Source organism: Pseudomonadota bacterium (assembly GCA_039818985.1).
GTDB lineage: Bacteria > Pseudomonadota > Alphaproteobacteria > Sphingomonadales > Sphingomonadaceae > Alterisphingorhabdus.
The window spans coordinates 1768202-1787745 of record JBCBSU010000001.1; the positions used below are offsets into that span (position 1 = coordinate 1768202).

Sequence of the window (19544 nt, forward strand, 5' to 3'; positions counted from 1 at the left end):
GTTCCTCCCCGGGACGGGGAGGATTTATGATCCGCGAATCGCCGCGCGCACCGCGGCAATCGCTTCGTCCGCAGCATCGCCATTGGGGCCTCCGCCCTGCGCCATGTCAGGGCGACCGCCGCCGCCCTTGCCGCCAAGGGCTTCGACGGCAACACGCACCAGATCGACCGCGCTCAGCATATCGGAGAGATCATCGGTGACACCGACCGCGGCGGCCGCGCGGCCATCATTGACCGCGATCATCGCCACAACGCCGCTGCCCATATCGGCCTTGGCATTGTCGAGCAGGCCACGCAGCTCCTTGGGGTTGAGGCCATCGAAACGCTGGCCGCGAAAGCGGATATCGCCAATGGTTTCATCGCCAGCGGGTTTCTCGCCGCCACCGCCATTGCCCGCAAGCGCCAGTTTCTTGCGGCTTTCGGCCAGCTCCTGTTCCAGCTTCTTGCGCTCCTGCACCAGCGTTGCGACGCGTTCAGTAACTTCGGCAGGCGAAGTTTTGAGCGCGCTTGCAGCTTCCTGCAAGGCGTGGTCGCGCTGCACCAGCCAGTCGCGCGCCGCCTCTCCGGTCAACGCCTCGATACGTCGCACACCGCCCGAGACGGCGCTTTCCGAGATGATATGCAACAGGCCGATATCGCCCAGTGCATTGACATGGGTGCCGCCGCACAGTTCGACCGAATAATCGCTGTCCTCCCAGTCGCCCATGGAAAGTACCCGGACCTCATCGCCATATTTCTCGCCGAACAGCGCCAGTGCGCCGGCAGCGACCGCATCATCGGGTGTCATCAATCGCGTGTGTACCGTGCGATTGCCGCGAATCTGGGCATTCACCTCGGCCTGAATCGTGGCGATTTCTTCCGCGCTGACTGCCTTGGGATGCGAGAAATCGAAGCGCAGCCGGTCCTCTGCAACAAGGCTGCCTTTTTGCGTCACATGCTCGCCCAGATGGCGGCGCAGTGCAGCATGGAGCAGGTGCGTCGCGCTGTGGTTGGCACGCAGCCGGTCACGGCGACCGCCATCGACCAGCAGGGTGACGGTATCGCCCCTGGTCAGCATGCCGCCGGTCATGGCGATGTGGTGCGCGTGCAACCGGCCCAGCGGCTTGCTCACCGTCTCGACCGTGGCAATCTGGGTATCACCCATCATCACCACACCGCTATCGCCCTCCTGACCGCCAGATTCGCCATAAAATGGCGTCTGGTTGGTCAGCAATATTCCGGTTTCACCGACCTTGAGCGTATCGACCTCAGCACCATCACATATCAGTGCCACCACCGCGCCGTCGCCGCGCAGCGCCGTATAGCCGGTAAATTCGGTGCTGCCCTCGCGCTCGGCAATATCGAACCAGATATCGTCCGAAGCGGTTTCACCCGAGCCTTTCCAGGCGGCCCGCGCGGCAGCTTTCTGTTCAGCCATGGCGGTATCGAAACCAGCACGGTCTACGCCGATGTCCTGCGCCCGTAGCGCATCTTCGGTCAGGTCATAGGGGAAGCCATAGGTATCATAGAGCCTGAACGCGGTTTCGCCGGGCAATGTATCGCCAGCCTTGAGATCGATCACCGCTTCGTCGAGCAGTTTGAGACCTTTATCAAGCGTCTTGCGGAAGCGGATTTCCTCACGCTCCAGCGTTTCGGCGATCAGCGGCTGTGCCCGAACCAGTTCGGGATAGGCCTGTCCCATCTGGCTCACCAATGTCGGTACCAGACGGTACATTAGTGGTTCATCGGCACCAAGCAGATGCGCATGGCGCATGGCGCGGCGCATGATCCGGCGCAGCACATAACCGCGCCCCTCATTGGCGGGGAGAACGCCATCGGCGATCAGGAAGCTGGTCGAGCGCAGATGATCGGCAATGATGCGATGGCCGGCATTGCCCGGATCATCCGAACCGGTGAGCCGCACAGAAGCGCCGATCAGTTCCTCAAATGTGTCGGTACGGTAATTGTCGTGGGTGTTCTGCAATACCGCGGCGATACGCTCCAGCCCCATACCGGTGTCGATGCTCGGCTTGGGCAGCGGGTTGAGTGTGCCCTCGCTGTCGCGGTCATATTGCATGAAAACGAGATTCCATATCTCGACAAAGCGGTCGCCATCTTCATCGGGACTGCCGGGAGGGCCACCGGGGATATGGTCGCCATGATCGTAGAAAATCTCGCTGCACGGGCCGCATGGACCGGTATCGCCCATCGACCAGAAATTGTCGTCGGTGGCGATGCGGATGATGCGGTCCTCGGGCAGGCCGGAAATGGTTTTCCACAGCGCAAAGGCTTCGTCATCATCATGATAGACGGTGACGGTGAGCTTATCCGGTGAAATGCCCCAAACCCCGGTCAACAATTCCCAGGCATGGCTGATCGCATCCTGCTTGAAATAATCGCCGAACGAGAAATTGCCCAGCATCTCGAAAAAGGTGTGGTGACGCGCGGTATAGCCGACATTGTCGAGATCATTATGTTTGCCGCCGGCGCGAACGCATTTCTGCGACGATGTGGCACAGGGTGCGGGCGCGCTTTCCAGCCCGGTAAACACATTTTTGAACGGCACCATGCCGGCATTGACGAACATTAATGTCGGGTCCGCCTGCGGGATCAGCGGTGCCGAGGCAATGGCCCTGTGGCCATGCGCGGTGAAGAAATCGAGAAACGATTGCCGTATGTCATTGGTCGAAGTCATGCCAGCGACTTAAGCGAGGTCGGTTATACTGACAAGGCCTGCTGTATGGCAATGATGAATTGTCCGCAGCAACCGGTCAGCACAAGTGCGTCAGTGCCTTGATACTAACAATAAAGGGTGCACCAGACATACGGTCCGGTGCACCCTCCTGCATTGCGATCGCAATCCGCAATTATTGTGCTGCACCGCGCTCAAACAGGCCCTGCTCCTCGAGACCTTTGCGGACATCTTCGCCAACTTCGGCATTATGCTCGGCTACGGTGGCAATCACCTCACCATCCTTGTCGAGCAGCACGGCCTCTTCATCCGATCCCAAAGGAACCAGACGGATATAGACAGGCCTCGGGAAAAGCCGATTGGACGAACCGTTAGAACCATCAACCACCGCACCAATACCGCCGCCTGCGATGATATTGCCGAAGGTTGAACCGGCCAGACGGCTCTGCACATAGACAAATTCCGGCTTATAGCCTTCTTTGGTAAAATCGACGCGGGTATCATGGCCGCGCTTCAGCTCATATTCGCACGGCGTTTCGCATGTCTGGCCCGTCACCAGCTCGACCACGGCACCATCGGGCTCGGACAGAAACTCGACATCCTGATTGGTGCCGTTAAGGACAGTTGCGCAACCGCCGAGACCTACTGCCATCATTGCGACAGCAGCAACCGAAAAAACTGACTTCATGATATGCTCCCCCTATTGGAAACTAAGGGATGCATCAGAGGTTCACAAAAGTAAATCCCGCCGGATTGTAAACATTTGCCGCCTTCTGTTTATCCTGCAGATGTTGCGCAAAAGCCGCATTGTTGTCGCCGGAATATCATTTCTCGCCGTCGCTGTCGGGCCCGGTCATCATTTCCTCGGCAACTTCGTCTTCCTTGCCGCGGATCGCATTTTCCAGCTTTTCCATCAGCTCTGGATTCTCCTTGAGGAAGGTCTTGGCGTTTTCGCGCCCCTGGCCGATGCGCACCGAGTCGTATGAGAACCAGCTGCCCGATTTCTCGACAATACCGGCCTTGACGCCGAGATCGAGAATCTCGCCGATCTTGGAAATGCCCTCGCCATACATGATGTCGAACTCGACCTGTTTGAACGGTGGCGCAACCTTGTTCTTGACCACCTTTACCCGGGTCGAGTTGCCGATAATCTCATCGCGATCCTTGATTTGGCCGGTGCGGCGAATGTCGAGCCGTACCGAGGCATAGAATTTGAGCGCGTTGCCACCGGTGGTGGTCTCCGGATTGCCGTACATGACGCCGATCTTCATGCGCAGCTGGTTGATGAAGATCACCATGCAGCGCGAGCGACTGATCGAACCGGTGAGCTTGCGCAGCGACTGGCTCATCAGCCGTGCCTGCAGGCCGACATGGCTGTCGCCCATCTCGCCTTCGATCTCGGCGCGCGGCACCAGTGCTGCGACCGAATCGATGACCAATATGTCGACGGCATTGGAACGCACCAGCGTGTCGGCAATCTCCAGCGCCTGTTCACCGGTATCGGGCTGCGACACGATCAACTCGTCAATATCGACACCCAGCTTCTTGGCATAGACCGGATCGAGCGCGTGCTCGGCGTCGACAAAGGCAGCGGTACCACCGGTCTTCTGCGCCTCGGCGACGGTGTGCAGCGCCAGTGTCGTCTTGCCCGAGCTCTCCGGTCCGTAAATCTCGATCACCCGGCCGCGCGGCAGGCCGCCAATGCCAAGCGCAATGTCGAGACCCAGCGAACCGGTCGAGATCGCCTCGACATTCATCGCCTCGCGCGAGCCCAGCTTCATCGCCGATCCCTTGCCGAAGGCACGGTCTATCTGTGCCAGTGCCGCATCAAGTGCTTTTTGCCGATCCATAGTCTTTGTCTGCTTTTCCGCGTCAACGAGTTTCAACTGTCCGGCCATGTGCCTGCTCCCTGCCTAGATGCCAAAATGGAATCAATCAATGAATAGCTGTCCACAGGCTGTACCGCATTTGTTCCAGTAGAACAAGGGCAGAACAAAAATTATCCATCAAGGCCGGTGATGGCGTCTTCCAGAGAGGCCAGGCTGAATGGCTTGGCGAGCATTTTTACCGGTGCCATACCATCCGGTGGGGTGACGGCGCTGTCGCCGCTGGCGATGAGAAAGGGGATGCCTTGTTGCTGCAGATGCGCCGCCAGTGCCCAGCTTTCGCCGTCGGAAAGGTTGATGTCGAGAATCGCTGCATCAACGCCACCGCGCTCAAGCGCCGCCATGGCATCAGCGTTGCTGTCGACCACTGCGGCAACATCATGGCCCGCCGCATCAAGAATATCCTCAAGCAACATGGCGATCATCGCCTCATCCTCGGCGACCAGAAAAGTCCTGCGCGATTCAGCGTCAGCCATGACTATGCCTTCTCCCTGCTGCGGCGCAGCGCCTGCCCGGCGCTCTCGCAAATCTGCGCCACGCTGAACGGTTTGGGCAAAAAGCCCATATTGTCGACATCAATCGACTTGCGCAGCTGTTCCTCGGCATAGCCCGACATGAAGATCAACGGCACATCGGGTGCACGCTCGCGGATGATCCGCGCCATGGCAGGGCCGTCCATCACCGGCATCACCACATCGCTGATCACCAGATCGATGACATTGTCATGCGCGGCAAACTGTTCAAGTCCGTCCTCGCCGTCACCGGCGGTGATCACGCTATAGCCCTGTCGGGTCAGCGCGCGCTCGGCGACGGCGCGCACCATGTCCTCATCCTCGACCAGCAAGATGGTGCCACTGCCCCCCAGATAGTCATTGGGCTCGTCAGGGGGATCGTACAGCGTTTTCCCCTCGGGTTCGGCGGCGGTCTCACCGCGTATGTCATGCACCGGAAAATAAAGCGTGAAGCTGGTGCCCCTGCCTATGGCAGAGTCGACGAAGATATAACCGCCCGATTGTTTGACGATGCCATAGACAGTGGACAGCCCGAGCCCGGTGCCCTTGCCGACATCCTTGGTGGTGAAGAAGGGTTCGAAAATCTTGGCCTGATTCTCGGCGCTGATGCCGCAGCCCTCATCGCGCACGACAATCGCCGAATAGTCGGCAACCGGCAATATGTCGCTGTTCATCGCGCGCACGTCGCCGGACGAGACTCGGCGCGTCTCGATGGCTAATATACCGCCATCCGGCATCGCGTCGCGGGCATTGACGGCCAGGTTCATGATCACCTGTTCGAGCTGGCCGGGGTCGGCACGGATGGCGCCGAGATTGCGGTCGTGCCGCACTTCCAGCGTCACCTTCTCGCCTATCAGCCGGTTGAGCAGGTGCGAGGTCTCGGCGATAACATCCGGTAATTGCAAGATTTGTGGTCGTAGCGTCTGCTGCCGTGAAAAGGCGAGCAGCTGGCGGGTCAGGCTGGCGGCACGGGCGGAGTTATTCTTGATCTGCTGGATATCGTCATAATCGCCATCGCCCGGGCTGTGGCGCAGCAGCATCAGATCGCAATGGCCGAGAATCGCGGTCAGCACATTGTTGAAATCATGCGCGACGCCACCGGCCAGCTGGCCCACTGCCTGCATCTTGGTCGCCTGCGCCACCTGACGCTTGAGCGTCGCCTCCTCGCTATTGTCCCGCAACGACAACAGCACCGCCGCATCGCCAAGCCCGCGTACCCCGGCGACATTGAGCGAGATCGGCTCATCGGGCTGATGTTTGAGCCGCACCGCCAGATCGCCTCCCTGGGGCGGCCCTGAAGCGAAGCGGCGAATGGTGTCAGCCAGCGCCGCCTTGTCCTCGGCAATTACCAGATCGCCCGGATAGGGAGGCAGCGCCTCATCATCGAGGCCGCTGGCACGGGTAAAGGCGCCATTGGCAAACAGAAAGCGGCCATCGCGATTCACCATGGCCAGGCCAAAGGGCAGCAGCGAGAACATCAGCTCGACCTGCATCAGTTCCGCCCCCTTGCGCGCCGAAACTTCCTGGCGATCGAGCAACAGCAGCAGCGCCGGATGATCACTTTCACGGCGTTCGGCCGAGCCATTCTGGTCGGCGAGCGGGATATGCACCAGTTGCAGCGCCGGTCCGGTCTGCCCCTCGCGCTCGAAAAAGATGTTCTGCGCATCATCGACCCGCAGGAAGCTGGCAAAATCACGACCAATCAGGTTGGTGTTGCCATCGCCGACAGCGCGCAGGGCAAAGGCGCTGTTGGCCGAGCGGATACGCCCTTCGGGCCCGACAACAGCGGTTATCAGTCCGGCCTCGCCCGCAGCACGACCGGCAAAGCCGCCGACCAGCCGCTTTGCCTCCTCGACCAGACTGGCCTGCAACACCGCGCGGAAACGCCAGAGCAAATGGTCATCGCCGCGGCCGATGCGCAGCACCTCCAGTTCATAGGCATTGCCGAGATGGCGTACCGAATCGGCCTGGGCATCGCCATCACGCCACGCGGCGCGCCCTGCCTGCTGGACAATCGTATCACTGCCACTGTCGAGCTTGAGGTCGGTCGGTGGCAGATAGTCGCCAAATATCTCGGCGTACAGGCCGTTGGCGCAGACCAACCGTCCGGCGCGATCCGTGATGGCAATAAGCTGGTTGCTTTGATCGGCCACGGCAGCGGTGATGGTCCAGTCGGCGATAAATTCCTCTGCCGACCGATCATCGGCCACCATCGAGACATAGAACCATATCAAAGCAGCGAAGAACAGCATTGCCGCCGCCAGCAGAAGCGCGATCATGACATTGTCGGTCAGCAAATAGGCCAGCGCCACCGTTGCCACCAGCCCGGCCATAATCGCCCCGGCAGTGAGCGGTGCCATGCCGGTCACGCCGTCATCAGCGGCGACCAGTCCTTCCATCCGACCATTGCCCGGCAGCGCCTGTTTCAACCCTTGCTTCATGCTGTTTTCGCTTTAGTCGGATTTGGCTGGCAAAGGCAATTCGCGTTGGCGCCGAAACACAAGGCTGTGCATGAAATGCCGCTTTTGACAAAGTGCTGGCGTCAGGCGCCGCGGCGCAGCGCCATCTGCGAGCGCTGCCTTTTACGGCCGATCCAGTAGCGCCAGCCAAAGGAGCTGACGACATAGCCGAGCGAGGCGAAGACAATCGCCAGCACCGCAAAACCAAAGGCCGTCACACCGGCTTCGAGGAACAGCCAGTTGATCCACTCGCCCAAGGTGCTGCGCATCTGGGTATTGAGCGGCTCACCATAGGTCATCGCGTCGATCTGCAGGATGAAATCACCGACCTTGTTGGCCGCGACGATCCAGAATGGATAGGTGAAGGGATTGGTGATGAAGGTGGTCAGCGCCGCCACCGGCACATTGGCGCGCAGCGGCAGTGCCAGAAAGGCCGCAACGAAAATCTGGCCCAGCGGAATCAGAAACGCCGCCAGCATGCCCAGCGCCACACCACGCGGCACCGAGCGGCGGGTAAAACGCCACAGCTCGGAGCGCAAAACCCGTCCAGCTATGGGGCGCATATATTTGTTGCGCTCCATACCCTCGCGTGTCGGCATCTTGTTCACGATCCAGGCGATTATGCGCTTCATCGTGAATGGCCACCATCGTGGTAAATATTACCCATTATCTTTAAGTAGGCGTCCCTGCTCGCGTTTCCAATCGCGCTCCTTGATTGTCGCGCGTTTGTCGGGTGCCTTTTTGCCCTTTGCCAACGCCAGCTCGACCTTGGCCCGGCCCTTCTGGTTGAAATAGATCGACAGCGGCACCAGCGTCATGCCCTTGCGGGCCACCGCGCCATGCAGTTTCTGGATTTCGCGGCCATGGAGCAGCAATTTGCGCGGCCGCTTCGGCTCATGGTTGAAGCGGTTGCCGTGGCTGAATTCGGGGATATTGGCATTGACCAGCCATACTTCGCCATCATTGATCTCGGCATAGCTCTCGGCAATCGAACCCTCGCCAAAACGCAGCGATTTTACCTCGGTGCCGGTCAGCGCAATGCCGGCCTCGAACACGTCATCGATGGCATAGTCGAAGCGCGCGCGCCGGTTCTCGGCGACGGTCTTGGCCTTGTCGAAACTACTGGGTTTGGGGCGTGCCATGGCGCTTATTTCTGTATCAGCCCCGCATGCGCCAGCGCGGCATCGACCGCCGCCTTGGCTTCCGCGCTTGGCGGCGTCATCGGCAGTCGCAAATCGGCGGAAAAATCGGGCCTGAGGCAATTGAGCGCATATTTGACCGGCCCCGGCGAGGCATCGGCGAACAGCGCCCTGTGTAACGGGTATAGCCGGTCCTGCAATGCCAGCGCCTGATTCATGTCTCTGTCGTCGAGTGCCTGCTGAAATTCGGCGCATAATGCCGGGGCGACATTGGCGGTCACCGAGATGCACCCCGCCCCACCCATGGCACGATGACCAAGTGCGACATCGTCATTGCCGGAAAGCTGACAGAATGGCTCGCCGCAATGCGCCCGGTGGTCGCTGACCCGGTCGAGTTCGCCGGTGGCATCCTTGACGCCGATGATCCAACCACTGTTTGCCATATGCGCCATGGTGGCGCAGCTGATATCTGTGACTGTGCGCGAGGGGACATTATAGGCGACAATCGGCAGGTCGCAGCCCGTTACCAGTGTTTCGAAATGCGCCAATATGCCCGCCTGGTTAGGCCGGTTATAATAAGGCGGGACCACCAGTGCCGCATCGGCACCGGCAGCTTTGGCCGCCAGCATATGCTCCAGCGCCACTCTGGTATCATTGGAGCCGCAACCGGCAATCACCGGCACGCGTCCCGCGGCCTGCTCGATACAGACCGCAACCACATGATTATGCTCGGCAATCGTCATCGTCGCTGCTTCGCCGGTGGTGCCACAGGGTACCAGCGCACGGCTGCCGGCATCGATCTGCCAGTCGATCAGTGCCCGGAAAGCCGCCTCGTCAAACGATCCGTCGCAAAAGGGAGTCGCCAGAGCCGGAATGGAGCCGGAAAACATGGATTTGCTCCTCAAAAACCGCCACAGGGTCAGGAACCCGGCGTGAAATGCATTGCGCTACGTGGCGGATCGCTGCACGATTGTGCGCCACAGGCATATTGTTCAGCGCCTGATAAGGAGCAAAGCACCATAATGTCCAGCATGACATCACTTTTCCCCGCACAGAAAAACCCGGCACGCCATCTGTCCCGCTCCGCATTCGCCCTGATCGTTGCCGGTGCACTCGCCATACCAATGGCCTGCGCCGCCCAGCCGACCGCCGAAGACAGTGGCTGGGAGCGCGCTCGCGCGGTGCTGAAGGATCGCACATCGGGCAATATCAATGCCGCTATCGACCGCTGGGAAACGCTACGCGGATCGGACAATTACGCTTTCGAGGAATATGCCAGCTTCCTCGTCACCTATCCCGGTTGGCCCGGCGAAAGCCGGTTTCGCCGCAATGCCGAACAGGCAATCAACCTCAACAGCTATTCGCCGACCCAGGTGCTGGCCTATTTCGACCGTTTCGAACCGGTCACCAATAGCGGACGCGCCCGTTATGCCGTCGTGCTGAACAGCGCGGGACAGTTCGAAAAAGCCCGTGAAGTGGCACGCGAGGCATGGCGCAACGGCCCGATGACCAAGGATGACGAGACCCGGTTGATCGGCCTGTTCTCAAGTGACTTCTCGATAGCCGATCATGATGCCCGGATGGATGCACTGCTCTGGGCCAAGGCCGCGAACAGCGCCGAGACGCAGCTGAGCTTCGTGTCGCCGGAAAACCGCCCCGGCTTTGCCGCGCGGCTGGCAATGCTGCGCAAACGAGGCGTGGATCATGGCAGTCTGCCCCAGAATGTGCGCAGCGACCCCGGCTATCTCGCCGCCTATGCCATGCAGTTGCGCAACAGCGGCAATTCGATCACCGCGCGCAATCTGCTCGCCAACCGGCCAATGCTGACCCGCTATCCGGTCGATGCCGAAGAATGGTATGAAGTGCTGCTGGTCAATGCCCGCGCCGCCGCCAATGACCGGCAATGGACGCTGGCCTATAATATCGCCTCACAGGTCGATGATGCCTTTCCCAAGGGCACCGATATCAGCGGTGAGAGCCTCGGCATTCGCGACGATTATACCAGCCTGACCTGGCTTGCCGGCACCACCGCGCTAATGGAACAGCGCCAGCCGGCCAAGGCCATTGCCATGTTTGCCCGCTATGGCAATGCCGCGCGCACGCCGCAGACCCGCTCCAAAGGCTTTTACTGGGCCGGTCGCGCCGCCGCCGAGGCCAATGATACTGCGCAGGCGGAAAAATATTTCACCATGGCAGCGCAATATGACGATCATTTTTACGGCCAACTCGCGGTTGAGCGGCTGGGCCGCGATGTCGGTCCGTTTGCGACCGTGGACACCGACAGCATCGACATTGTCGCGCGCGGCAAGTTCGACAGCGACCCGCTGGTCCAAGCCGCGAAGCTGGTTACCCGTCGCACCGGCGACTGGCGGGTGCAGAACAGCTTTTTCCGTGCGCTTTCTGCCGATGCAGAGAGCGAGCAGGACTATCTGCTGCTCGGGCAGCTGTCGGAGCAGATCGGTCGCCGCGACCTCGCGGTGATCGCCGGACGCAGCGCCCGCGCCAATGGCTATGACCGGCTGCAAGCGGTCGCCTTTCCCGATATGCCGGTGCCCTCAGGCTATCAGAATAGCTGGACCTTTATCCACGCCGTTACCCGGCAGGAAAGCCAGTTCAGCCAGCGCGCCGTCAGCCACGCCCGGGCACGCGGCCTGATGCAGCTTCTGCCCTCAACCGCGCGCGAACAGGCAGGCAAGATCGGCCTTGCCTATAATTTCGGCTCTCTGACCGAGGATCCGCTCTATAATATTCGTCTCGGGTCGAGCTATTTCGAACGCATGCGGCGTTATTATGGCGGCAGCTATCCGCTGGCGGCTGCGGCCTATAATGCCGGACCGGGCAATGTGAACAAATGGCTGCGCCGCAATGGCGATCCCCGTACCGGAGAGATCGACATCATCCAGTGGATCGAGGAGATTCCGATCTTCGAGACCAAGAACTATGTCCAGCGGGTACTCGAAAATGCCGTTGTCTATGATGTGATGTACCCAGACAAGGCGGGTTATAGCGGGCCCAATCGCCTGAGCCATTATCTCGGCAAGCGCACACCGGGCTGAACCTCCCGTCTCTGCCCCGATGCCGGACAAACCCAATTATATCAGCGCCAAGGGGCTGGCCGCCCTGCAGGCGCGTTATAACGCGCTGTTTCATGGCGAACGGCCGAAGGTGGTCGAGACAGTAAGCTGGGCGGCGGGCAATGGCGACCGCTCGGAAAATGGCGATTATATTTACGGCAAGAAGCGGCTGCGCGAGATCGATCGCGAAGTGCGCTATCTGTCGCGACGGATCAAACAGGCAGAGGTTATCGATCCGACAGCGCATCCCGACAAGAGCCGGGTCTATTTCGGTGCCACAGTCGAACTGGCAGATGAAGACGATAACCGCCGCACGGTAACGCTGGTCGGCGATGACGAGGCCGATGCCGGGGCCGCACGTATCGGCTGGAACGCGCCACTGGCCCGGGCGCTGCGCGGCGCAAGGATCGGCGACCTGCGTATAGTGCAACTCCCGACAGGCCCCAAAGAATGGGAGATAATCGCGATAGACTATTGAGGGTGAATGGTTATTTATCTTCCGGTTTATAACCGAAAGCCAGTTCCGCCATCGCCACCAGCTCCGGATCAAGCGCATCAAAACCGTCCGGCACTGCCGTTTCCAGTTGCTCGGCAATATGGGTCATCACCGCGATCCGTGCCGCTTTCTTGTTGTTGGCGTCGAATACCGCCCAAGGTGCCCAACGGGTGTCGGTACGGGCGAACATGTCGGCCATGGCAGCAAGATAATCCTCACGCCGGGCGCGGTTGCGGAAGTCCTCTGCGGTCACCTTCCAGCGTTTATGCGGTGTGTCGAGCCGTGCCTTTAGCCGCTTGTCCTGTGTTCCCTGCGTCACATGCAGGAATATCTTGGTCAAATGGGTGTCGCTGTCGATCTGCTGCGCCTCGAACTCATTGATTTCATCATAGCCGCGCTGCCATTCGGCTTCGCTGCAGAAACCCTCAACACGTTCGACCAACACCCGGCCATACCAGCTGCGATCGAATACCGAGATATTGCGCGTACCCGGCAGGTTGCGCCAGAAGCGCCAGAGGAAATGGCGCTCCCTCTCCTCGCGGCTTGGCGCGCCAACCGGATAAACCTCAAAATAGCGCGGATCCCATTCGGCAGACATGCGGCGGATAATCCCGCCCTTGCCGGCAGCATCCCAGCCCTCGAACACGATCATCGAGCGTCGGCCATGGACGATATGCGCGAAATGCGCACGCGCCAGCCGCCGCTGCACCGCCTTGAGTGCATCGGAATAATCGCCGTCAAATGACGCGCCTTTCTCATAGTCCGAGAATTTGATGGTCATGCTGTCCCCTAAATCTCGTCACAGGGCATAGCACAGCCTTCTTGCCAGCGCTTTAATGGACAATTGCCAACATAATCGCAGGCCGGACCGCGAACCATCAGCCCTGCTTTGGCGGCTCGACCACGCGGATATGCAGCTCGCGCAGCTGTTTCAGGTCGACATGACCCGGCGCACCCATCATGAGGTCTTCGGCCTTCTGGTTCATCGGGAACAGCACCACTTCGCGCAAATTGGCTTCATCGGCGAGCAGCATCACCATGCGGTCGACACCCGGTGCCGAACCACCATGGGGCGGCGCGCCATATTTGAAGGCGTTGATCATGCCGGCAAACTCACGGTCGACATCATCCTTGCTGTAGCCGGCAATTTCAAACGCCTTGTACATGATATCGGGCCGGTGGTTACGAATGGCCCCCGAGGACAGCTCCACCCCATTGCAGACAATGTCATATTGCCAGGCAAGAACATCCAGCGGGTCCTGATTTTCCAGCGCCTCCATCTCGCCCTGCGGCATCGAGAAAGGGTTGTGGCTGAAATCGATTGTTTTCGTGTCCTCATCATATTCGAACATCGGGAAATCGACGATCCAGCAGAATTTGAAGCAGCCCTGTTCGATCAGGTCGAGCTGCTCGCCAATCCGGGTGCGCGCCGCACCGGCCAACTTGGCGGCATCGCTTTCCTTACCGGCGGCGAAGAACACACCGTCATTGCCGCCCAGACCCAGTTCCTCGAGCAGCCTGGCCGTGCCTTCCTCGCCATGATTCTTGGCAATCGGCCCGCCCGGTACACCTTCCTTGATATTGATATAGCCAAGCCCGGCAAAACCTTCACCCCGCGCCCAGTTGTTCATATCATCGAAGAATTTGCGGCTGTTTGCGCCCGCGCCCGGTGCCGGAATGGCGCGGACGACACCGCCGCCAGCAGTGATCTTGTCGAACAGGCCGAAACCGGAGCCTTTGAAATGCTCGGTGACATCGACAATCTCGATCGGATTTCTCAGATCGGGCTTGTCCGAGCCATATTTCAACATCGCTTCCTTGTACGGAATACGCGGGAATTCGCCCGCAGGCGTTACCGACTTGCCATTGGCAAATTCCTCGAACACGCCCGCCAGCACCGGCTCGAGCGCATTGAACACATCTTTCTGGGTAACAAAGCTCATCTCCAGGTCGAGCTGATAAAACTCGCCCGGCGAACGGTCGGCGCGCGCATCCTCATCGCGAAAGCAGGGCGCGATCTGGAAATAGCGGTCAAAACCCGCGACCATCAGCAGCTGCTTGAACATTTGCGGGGCTTGGGGCAGCGCGTAGAATTTGCCCGGATGTACCCGGCTGGGCACCAGATAGTCGCGCGCGCCCTCAGGCGACGATGCGGTCAGGATCGGCGTCTGAAACTCGGTGAAGCCCTGCCCCACCATGCGTTGGCGCAACGATGCGATAACCGCCGAGCGCAGCATGATATTGGCATGCATCTGCTCGCGGCGCAGATCGAGAAAACGATAGCGCAGGCGGATATCTTCGGGATAATCAGCCTCGCCCGCCACCGGCATCGGTAGCTCTTCTGCCGCCGACTGCACCACGACCTCGCGCGCCACCACCTCGATCTCGCCGGTCGGCAGATTGGGGTTTACCGTCTCATCGGAGCGCGCCAGCACCTCGCCGGTCACGGTGACAACGCTCTCGCTGCGCAGCCGGTCAAGCGCCGCGAAGCACGGATTGTCGGTATCCGCAACAATCTGGGTGATGCCATAATGGTCACGCAGATCGACAAACAGCACACCGCCATGATCGCGGGTACGATGAATCCAGCCTGAAAGACGGACCTTCTCCCCGACCTGGTCCTTGCGGAGCGCAGAACAATGGTGCGTGCGATAGCTGTGCATTGTAAAATCCTGACTAAATATAGTGGACGCGGCAGCCTTGTGGGATGACATCTGCAGATCGCGCCGTAATATGTTTGCAGCGCCTAACACAGATGAGACAATCATTTGTCAAGCCGCGTCGGCAGCTTTAAGAGCAATTTCATGAAAATTCATCCATTGATTAACGACAGCGCCACGCTCGCCGATCTGTGCGCCCGGCTGGCACAGGCGGATTTCGTCGCCGTCGATACCGAATTCATGCGCGAAAACACCTATTGGCCCGAACTGTGCCTGGTGCAGATCTCCGATGGCAAGGAAGCCGCCGCCATCGACCCTATGGCTGATGATATCGACCTGTCGCCGCTGCTCGACCTGATCACCGACAATATGGACGTCCTCAAGGTGTTCCATGCCGGCGGTCAGGATATCGAGATCATTTTCAACATGACCGGCAAGACCCCGGCACCGCTGTTCGACACCCAGATTGCGGCAATGGCCCTGGGGCAGGCAGAGCAGATCGGCTATGCCAATCTGGTCGATAACTGGCTCGGCGTGAAGGTCGACAAGGGCGCGCGCTTCACCGACTGGTCGCGCCGCCCTCTCGATGCGCGGCAGATCGACTATGCCATTGGCGATGTCACCCATTTGTCCGCCATCTTCCCGAAAATGCTGGACAAGCTGCGCGATACCGGGCGCGGTGCCTGGCTCAACCATGAGATGGAAAAGATCGGCGACCCGGCGCAATATGATCTGGATGTCGACACCATGTGGCGGCGGGTCAAGGCGCAGGGCCGCAACAAGCATGTGCTCGGCCGGTTGAAGGCACTGGCCGCATGGCGCGAGACCGAAGCGCGGGACAAGAACCTGCCGCGCGGTCGCATCGTCAAGGATGAGACACTGGGCGATATTGCCGCGCACCCGCCAAAGCAGCAGGATGATCTGTCGCGGATACGCGGTCTTTCGAAAAGCTGGAAAAACAATGATATTGGCGCGCGACTTATGGCGGTGCTGGAGCAGGCAGAACCGCTGCCTGCCGAGGAAATGCCACCGCGCGGTCGTCGTGGGCCCGGTCTCGGCAAGGAAGGCGCGCTGGTCACCGACCTGCTGAAGCTGCTGCTCAAAATCCGCGCCCGCGAGATGAACGTCGCGGCGCGGCTGATCGCCCGGGCCGACGAACTTGAAAAGCTGGCTGCGGGCGAGCGCGACGGGCTCGAGATACTTACCGGCTGGCGCTATGAGGAATTCGGCCATGACGCGCTTGATCTGGTCGAGGGCCGCCTCGCCTTCACCATAGTCGACAACCGGCTGAAGATGACCCGCACCGAGACGCCGGAGAGCGCCGAAGCCAATAGCGCCGTGAAGCAACCAGCGGTAGAGAATATACCTCTATGAGCGGGTTTCTGCCGACGCTCAAACAGCTGCAATATCTCGTCGCGCTCAAGGAGCATGGCCATTTCGGCAAGGCGGCGGAGAGCTGTTTCGTCACCCAGTCGACACTATCGGCAGGTCTGCGCGAGCTGGAATCGCTGCTAGGCTGCACCCTGGTCGAACGCACCCGCCGCGTTGTTCGCTTCACGCCGCTGGGCAATCAGGTGGTTGAACGGGCCCACCGGTTGCTGCGTGAGGCGGAGGAGCTGGCCGAACTGGCCAAATCCTCGGGCCAGCCGCTGACAGGCGAGCTACGGATGAGCGTCATCCCCACCATCGCGCCGTTCCTGCTGCCGCAGCTGTTGCCGCGCCTGCGCCAGGAAAAGCCCGAGCTCAAACTCTATCTGCGCGAAGAGGTCAGCACCGCCGCCTGCGACTCGCTGCATCACGGCCAGGTCGATTGCATATTGTTCGCCATGCCCTTTGCCTGTGGCGAAGTGGCAATGGAAACGCTGTTCAGCGACAGTTTCCATGTTGCCTTCCCCAAGGATGATCCGCGCGACCCGCCGACCAGCATCGACCCTACGCTGCTCGACGAGACCCGGCTGCTGCTGCTCGAGGACGGCCATTGCCTCAAAGACCATGTGCTTGCCGCCTGCAACCGCCCGGAGCTGAGCGCCAGCGCCACCATGATCGGCACCTCGCTGCACACACTGGTGCAGATGGTCGATAACGGCCTAGGCCTGACGCTGCTGCCCGATATGGCGCTGCACAGCGAGATACTCACCGGCACCAGCATCGTCACCCGGCCGCTCAAATCCTCCCAGGCATCGCGCGACATCACCCTTGCCTGGCGCAAGAACAGCCCGCGCGAAGAAGAATTCAAAATGCTTGCGGATATCTTGCGGCGCGGATGGCAGACAGCGCCCTAATCCATATGCTTTAAACCAACGCGCAGATAGTCCCAGCCGGTGATCATGGTCAGCACCGCCGCGACCCACAAGCTCGCAAGGCCGACAACATGCACCCAGCTTTCTGTCAGCGTTGCGCATTCTGGACCCAGGGTCTGGCAAGGCTGGCCATGAACAGCGCCCCCCAGGATCAGCGCGCCCAGTGCAATTAGCTGAAACGTCGTTTTCCACTTCGCCAATTTGGTCACCGGCACCGACACCTGAATGCCGCCGAGAAATTCGCGCAAACCCGATACGGTAATTTCGCGGATCAGGATCACCAGCCCCGCGACCACATGCAGGTCGCCAACATAAGGCCCGCGCAGGAAACCCTGTGCCGTCAGGATCAGGATCACCGCCGCGACCATGATCTTGTCGGCAATCGGGTCGAGAAACACGCCCAGCTTCGATACCGCGCCTTGCGCCCGCGCCAGATAGCCATCGAAATAATCGGTGATGCCCATCAGGCAGTAGAGGCCAAAGCCGAGAAGATAGCCCAGCTGCCAGTCCGGCCACCATAAAAGCGCCACGAGGAACGGCACGGTGACGATGCGCGACAGCGTCAACAGGTTGGGCAGGGTCAGCATGGTGTTGCGTCCATAGACACAGTTTCGCGAAAAAGGAAACCTCTTGGCAGGCTGTGTCCTGCACCGGTTGTCAATCACCGGTTGGACTCGGCGGCATGATTGGCTACAGCAGGCGTTCAGGGACCAACAACCGGGCATCTCCAGAGCATGTCATCAGCACTTCCCCTTCTTGGCAAGAGAAGGTTTTCCCCGCTTTTCATCACCCAGTTGCTGGGTGCGTTCAACGATAATCTGTTCAAATTCTCGATGGTCATCCTGGTGACCTATGCGGTGCTGAAGGATCCCCAGCAGGAGTTCGTGTTCAACGCCGTTGCGTCTCTGGTGTTCATCCTGCCCTTCTTCCTGTTTTCCGCGCTGGCCGGGCAGCTGGCGGACAATTTCGACAAGGCGATGATCATCCGACATGTCAAAACAGCCGAGATCGGGCTGGCGATTACCGGCGCGGTCGGCCTCTATTTCGGACTCGTCAGCATCATGTATATCGCGCTGTTCCTGCTGGGGCTGCAGTCGACATTTTTCGGGCCGATCAAATATGCCATCCTGCCCCAGCATCTGGAAAAGGATGAGGTCCTCGCCGGGACCGGGCTGGTCGAGGCCGGCACCTATATCGCCATTCTTGCGGGTACCATTTTGGGCGGTATCATCATCGACCGTGCGGGCAATGGCGTCGAACTGGCGGCGATACTGGTGCTGATTGTTGCCGTTATCGGCTGGGTCTCCAGCCGTTTCGTGCCCGATGCACCGCCGCAAAAGGAGCGTGAGAAGATCGATTTCAACATCTTCCGTTCATCCTGGCGGCTGATCAGCGACACGCTGCATATCCGCAGACTGTATCTCGCCATTGTCGCGATCAGCTTTTTCTGGACCATTGGTGCGGTGCTGGTGATCCAGTTCCCGCCGCTGGTGAAAAATGTGCTCACTGCCGCGCCTGAAGTCGCCAGCCTGTTCCTCGGTGTATTCTCGATCGGTATCGCAGTGGGATCGGTGCTGATCAACCGGCTGCTCAAAAGTGAGGTCTCCGCCCGTTATGCGCCGATGAGTGTGATCCTGATGGGGGGCTTTGTCATCCTGCTCTACATCTTTGCAGGCGGCTGGGACGGTCTTGACGGTGATGATCTCTACACCTTCGGCACCTTTATCAACCATGATGGCGCCTGGCTGTTGCTGGCGATACTGGCAGGGGTAGCCATCACCGGCGGGATGTTTGTGGTGCCGCTCTATGCGTTTCTGACCACCACCGTCGACATCAGCCGTACCGCACGTACCATCGCCGCCAACAATGTTGTCAATTCCGGCTGCATGGTCGCCGGCGCTGCGATGGCCGCAGGCCTCAGCTTCCTCGGGATTTCAACGCTCGACCAGTTCCTGCTTGTTGCCGCAATGTGTCTGGTCGCCGCCTGGCTTGGCTGGCTGTTGCATAAGGCCTGTGATGAGCCGCTGGGACCTGATGATGAGTTTCACGATGCCGAGCGGATGGACAAGACTGCGGGTTAAGGTGCGGCCTCGGCGATCACCAGATAAAGGCGGAAATCGCGAGGAAAAACGTCGCAAAGCTGAGGAAGAACAGCCGCGCATCCTCGGCCCGACTGCTCGCCACCGCAGCCTCGGGATCGGGCTCGACGATCAGTGCAGACAGCGGCAATCCAGCCCGAAAGGGATGGCCCCTGTCGCGGCTGTCAACGCGTTCTGTCGGGAATCGTGCGGCATTGCCACTGCGCTGTCTCATGCTGCATGTTTAAGACTTTCTTCACACTCTGCGCC

The 19544-nt window shown here is 60.0% G+C and carries 17 protein-coding genes; 5 read left to right on the forward strand and 12 right to left on the reverse strand.

Translation table 11 applies throughout. The features are described from left to right. Positions 1–24: 24 nt before the first annotated feature. From alaS to dapA, 8 genes are all read right to left on the reverse strand, one after another. Complete coding sequence (gene alaS / locus AAFX04_08525) at positions 25–2673, reverse strand: alanine--tRNA ligase (protein ID MEO1045467.1); 2649 nt, start codon at positions 2671–2673, stop codon at positions 25–27. Between the two features lie 172 nt (positions 2674–2845). Then, the gene (locus AAFX04_08530) at positions 2846–3358 is read right to left on the reverse strand and encodes a hypothetical protein (protein MEO1045468.1); all 513 of its coding nucleotides are present in this window, start codon (positions 3356–3358) and stop codon (positions 2846–2848) included. Between the two features lie 136 nt (positions 3359–3494). After that, positions 3495–4568, reverse strand: a complete 1074-nt coding sequence (recA, locus tag AAFX04_08535; protein MEO1045469.1) for a recombinase RecA — start codon at positions 4566–4568, stop codon at positions 3495–3497. Between the two features lie 101 nt (positions 4569–4669). Further along, entirely contained in the window at positions 4670–5032 is a 363-nt protein-coding gene (locus tag AAFX04_08540) for a response regulator (GenBank protein MEO1045470.1), read from the reverse strand. Positions 5033–5034: 2 nt separating this feature from the next. Then, positions 5035–7509 (reverse strand): response regulator, encoded by a 2475-nt coding sequence (locus tag AAFX04_08545; protein MEO1045471.1) that lies wholly within the window; start codon positions 7507–7509, stop codon positions 5035–5037. A 101-nt stretch (positions 7510–7610) separates the two neighbouring features. Further along, on the reverse strand, positions 7611–8159 hold the full coding sequence (locus tag AAFX04_08550; protein MEO1045472.1) for a DUF2062 domain-containing protein: 549 nt from the start codon (positions 8157–8159) through the stop codon (positions 7611–7613). 27 nt (positions 8160–8186) lie between these two features. Then, positions 8187–8669, reverse strand: coding sequence for an SsrA-binding protein SmpB (smpB, locus tag AAFX04_08555; protein MEO1045473.1), 483 nt, complete (start codon positions 8667–8669; stop codon positions 8187–8189). A gap of 5 nt (positions 8670–8674) precedes the next feature. Further along, positions 8675–9556 (reverse strand): 4-hydroxy-tetrahydrodipicolinate synthase, encoded by an 882-nt coding sequence (dapA, locus tag AAFX04_08560; GenBank protein ID MEO1045474.1) that lies wholly within the window; start codon positions 9554–9556, stop codon positions 8675–8677. A gap of 132 nt (positions 9557–9688) precedes the next feature. On the opposite strand from dapA, the gene AAFX04_08565 reads away from it, so the two are divergent. After that, positions 9689–11722 carry a lytic transglycosylase domain-containing protein gene (locus AAFX04_08565; protein MEO1045475.1) on the forward strand — a complete coding sequence of 678 codons (2034 nt, stop codon included), beginning with the start codon at positions 9689–9691 and terminating at the stop codon, positions 11720–11722. A gap of 19 nt (positions 11723–11741) precedes the next feature. Next, positions 11742–12218, forward strand: a complete 477-nt coding sequence (gene greB / locus AAFX04_08570; GenBank protein MEO1045476.1) for a transcription elongation factor GreB — start codon at positions 11742–11744, stop codon at positions 12216–12218. Between the two features lie 10 nt (positions 12219–12228). On the opposite strand, the gene AAFX04_08575 is transcribed toward greB, so the two are convergent. Both AAFX04_08575 and aspS read right to left on the reverse strand, forming a co-directional pair. After that, positions 12229–13017, reverse strand: a complete 789-nt coding sequence (locus AAFX04_08575; protein ID MEO1045477.1) for a polyphosphate kinase — start codon at positions 13015–13017, stop codon at positions 12229–12231. 97 nt (positions 13018–13114) lie between these two features. After that, the gene (aspS, locus tag AAFX04_08580; protein MEO1045478.1) at positions 13115–14899 is read right to left on the reverse strand and encodes an aspartate--tRNA ligase; all 1785 of its coding nucleotides are present in this window, start codon (positions 14897–14899) and stop codon (positions 13115–13117) included. A 141-nt stretch (positions 14900–15040) separates the two neighbouring features. Here aspS and rnd point away from each other — a divergent pair, with 141 nt between their 5' ends. Together rnd and AAFX04_08590 are read left to right on the forward strand one after the other, a co-directional pair. Then, entirely contained in the window at positions 15041–16270 is a 1230-nt protein-coding gene (rnd, locus tag AAFX04_08585; GenBank protein MEO1045479.1) for a ribonuclease D, read from the forward strand. Continuing rightward, complete coding sequence (locus AAFX04_08590) at positions 16267–17178, forward strand: hydrogen peroxide-inducible genes activator (protein ID MEO1045480.1); 912 nt, start codon at positions 16267–16269, stop codon at positions 17176–17178. Before rnd ends, AAFX04_08590 begins: the two co-directional genes overlap by 4 nt. Here AAFX04_08590 and pgsA read toward each other — a convergent pair. After that, a complete protein-coding gene (pgsA, locus tag AAFX04_08595) occupies positions 17175–17783 on the reverse strand; it encodes a CDP-diacylglycerol--glycerol-3-phosphate 3-phosphatidyltransferase (GenBank protein MEO1045481.1) in 609 nt (202 codons plus the stop codon). The two genes, AAFX04_08590 and pgsA, sit on opposite strands and share 4 nt — an antisense overlap. 147 nt (positions 17784–17930) lie before the next feature. On the opposite strand from pgsA, the gene AAFX04_08600 reads away from it, so the two are divergent. Beyond that, positions 17931–19277 carry an MFS transporter gene (locus AAFX04_08600; GenBank protein MEO1045482.1) on the forward strand — a complete coding sequence of 449 codons (1347 nt, stop codon included), beginning with the start codon at positions 17931–17933 and terminating at the stop codon, positions 19275–19277. A gap of 16 nt (positions 19278–19293) precedes the next feature. Here the strand turns inward: AAFX04_08600 and AAFX04_08605 are convergent, their stop codons facing one another. Beyond that, complete coding sequence (locus AAFX04_08605; protein MEO1045483.1) at positions 19294–19509, reverse strand: hypothetical protein; 216 nt, start codon at positions 19507–19509, stop codon at positions 19294–19296. Positions 19510–19544: the final 35 nt, after the last annotated feature.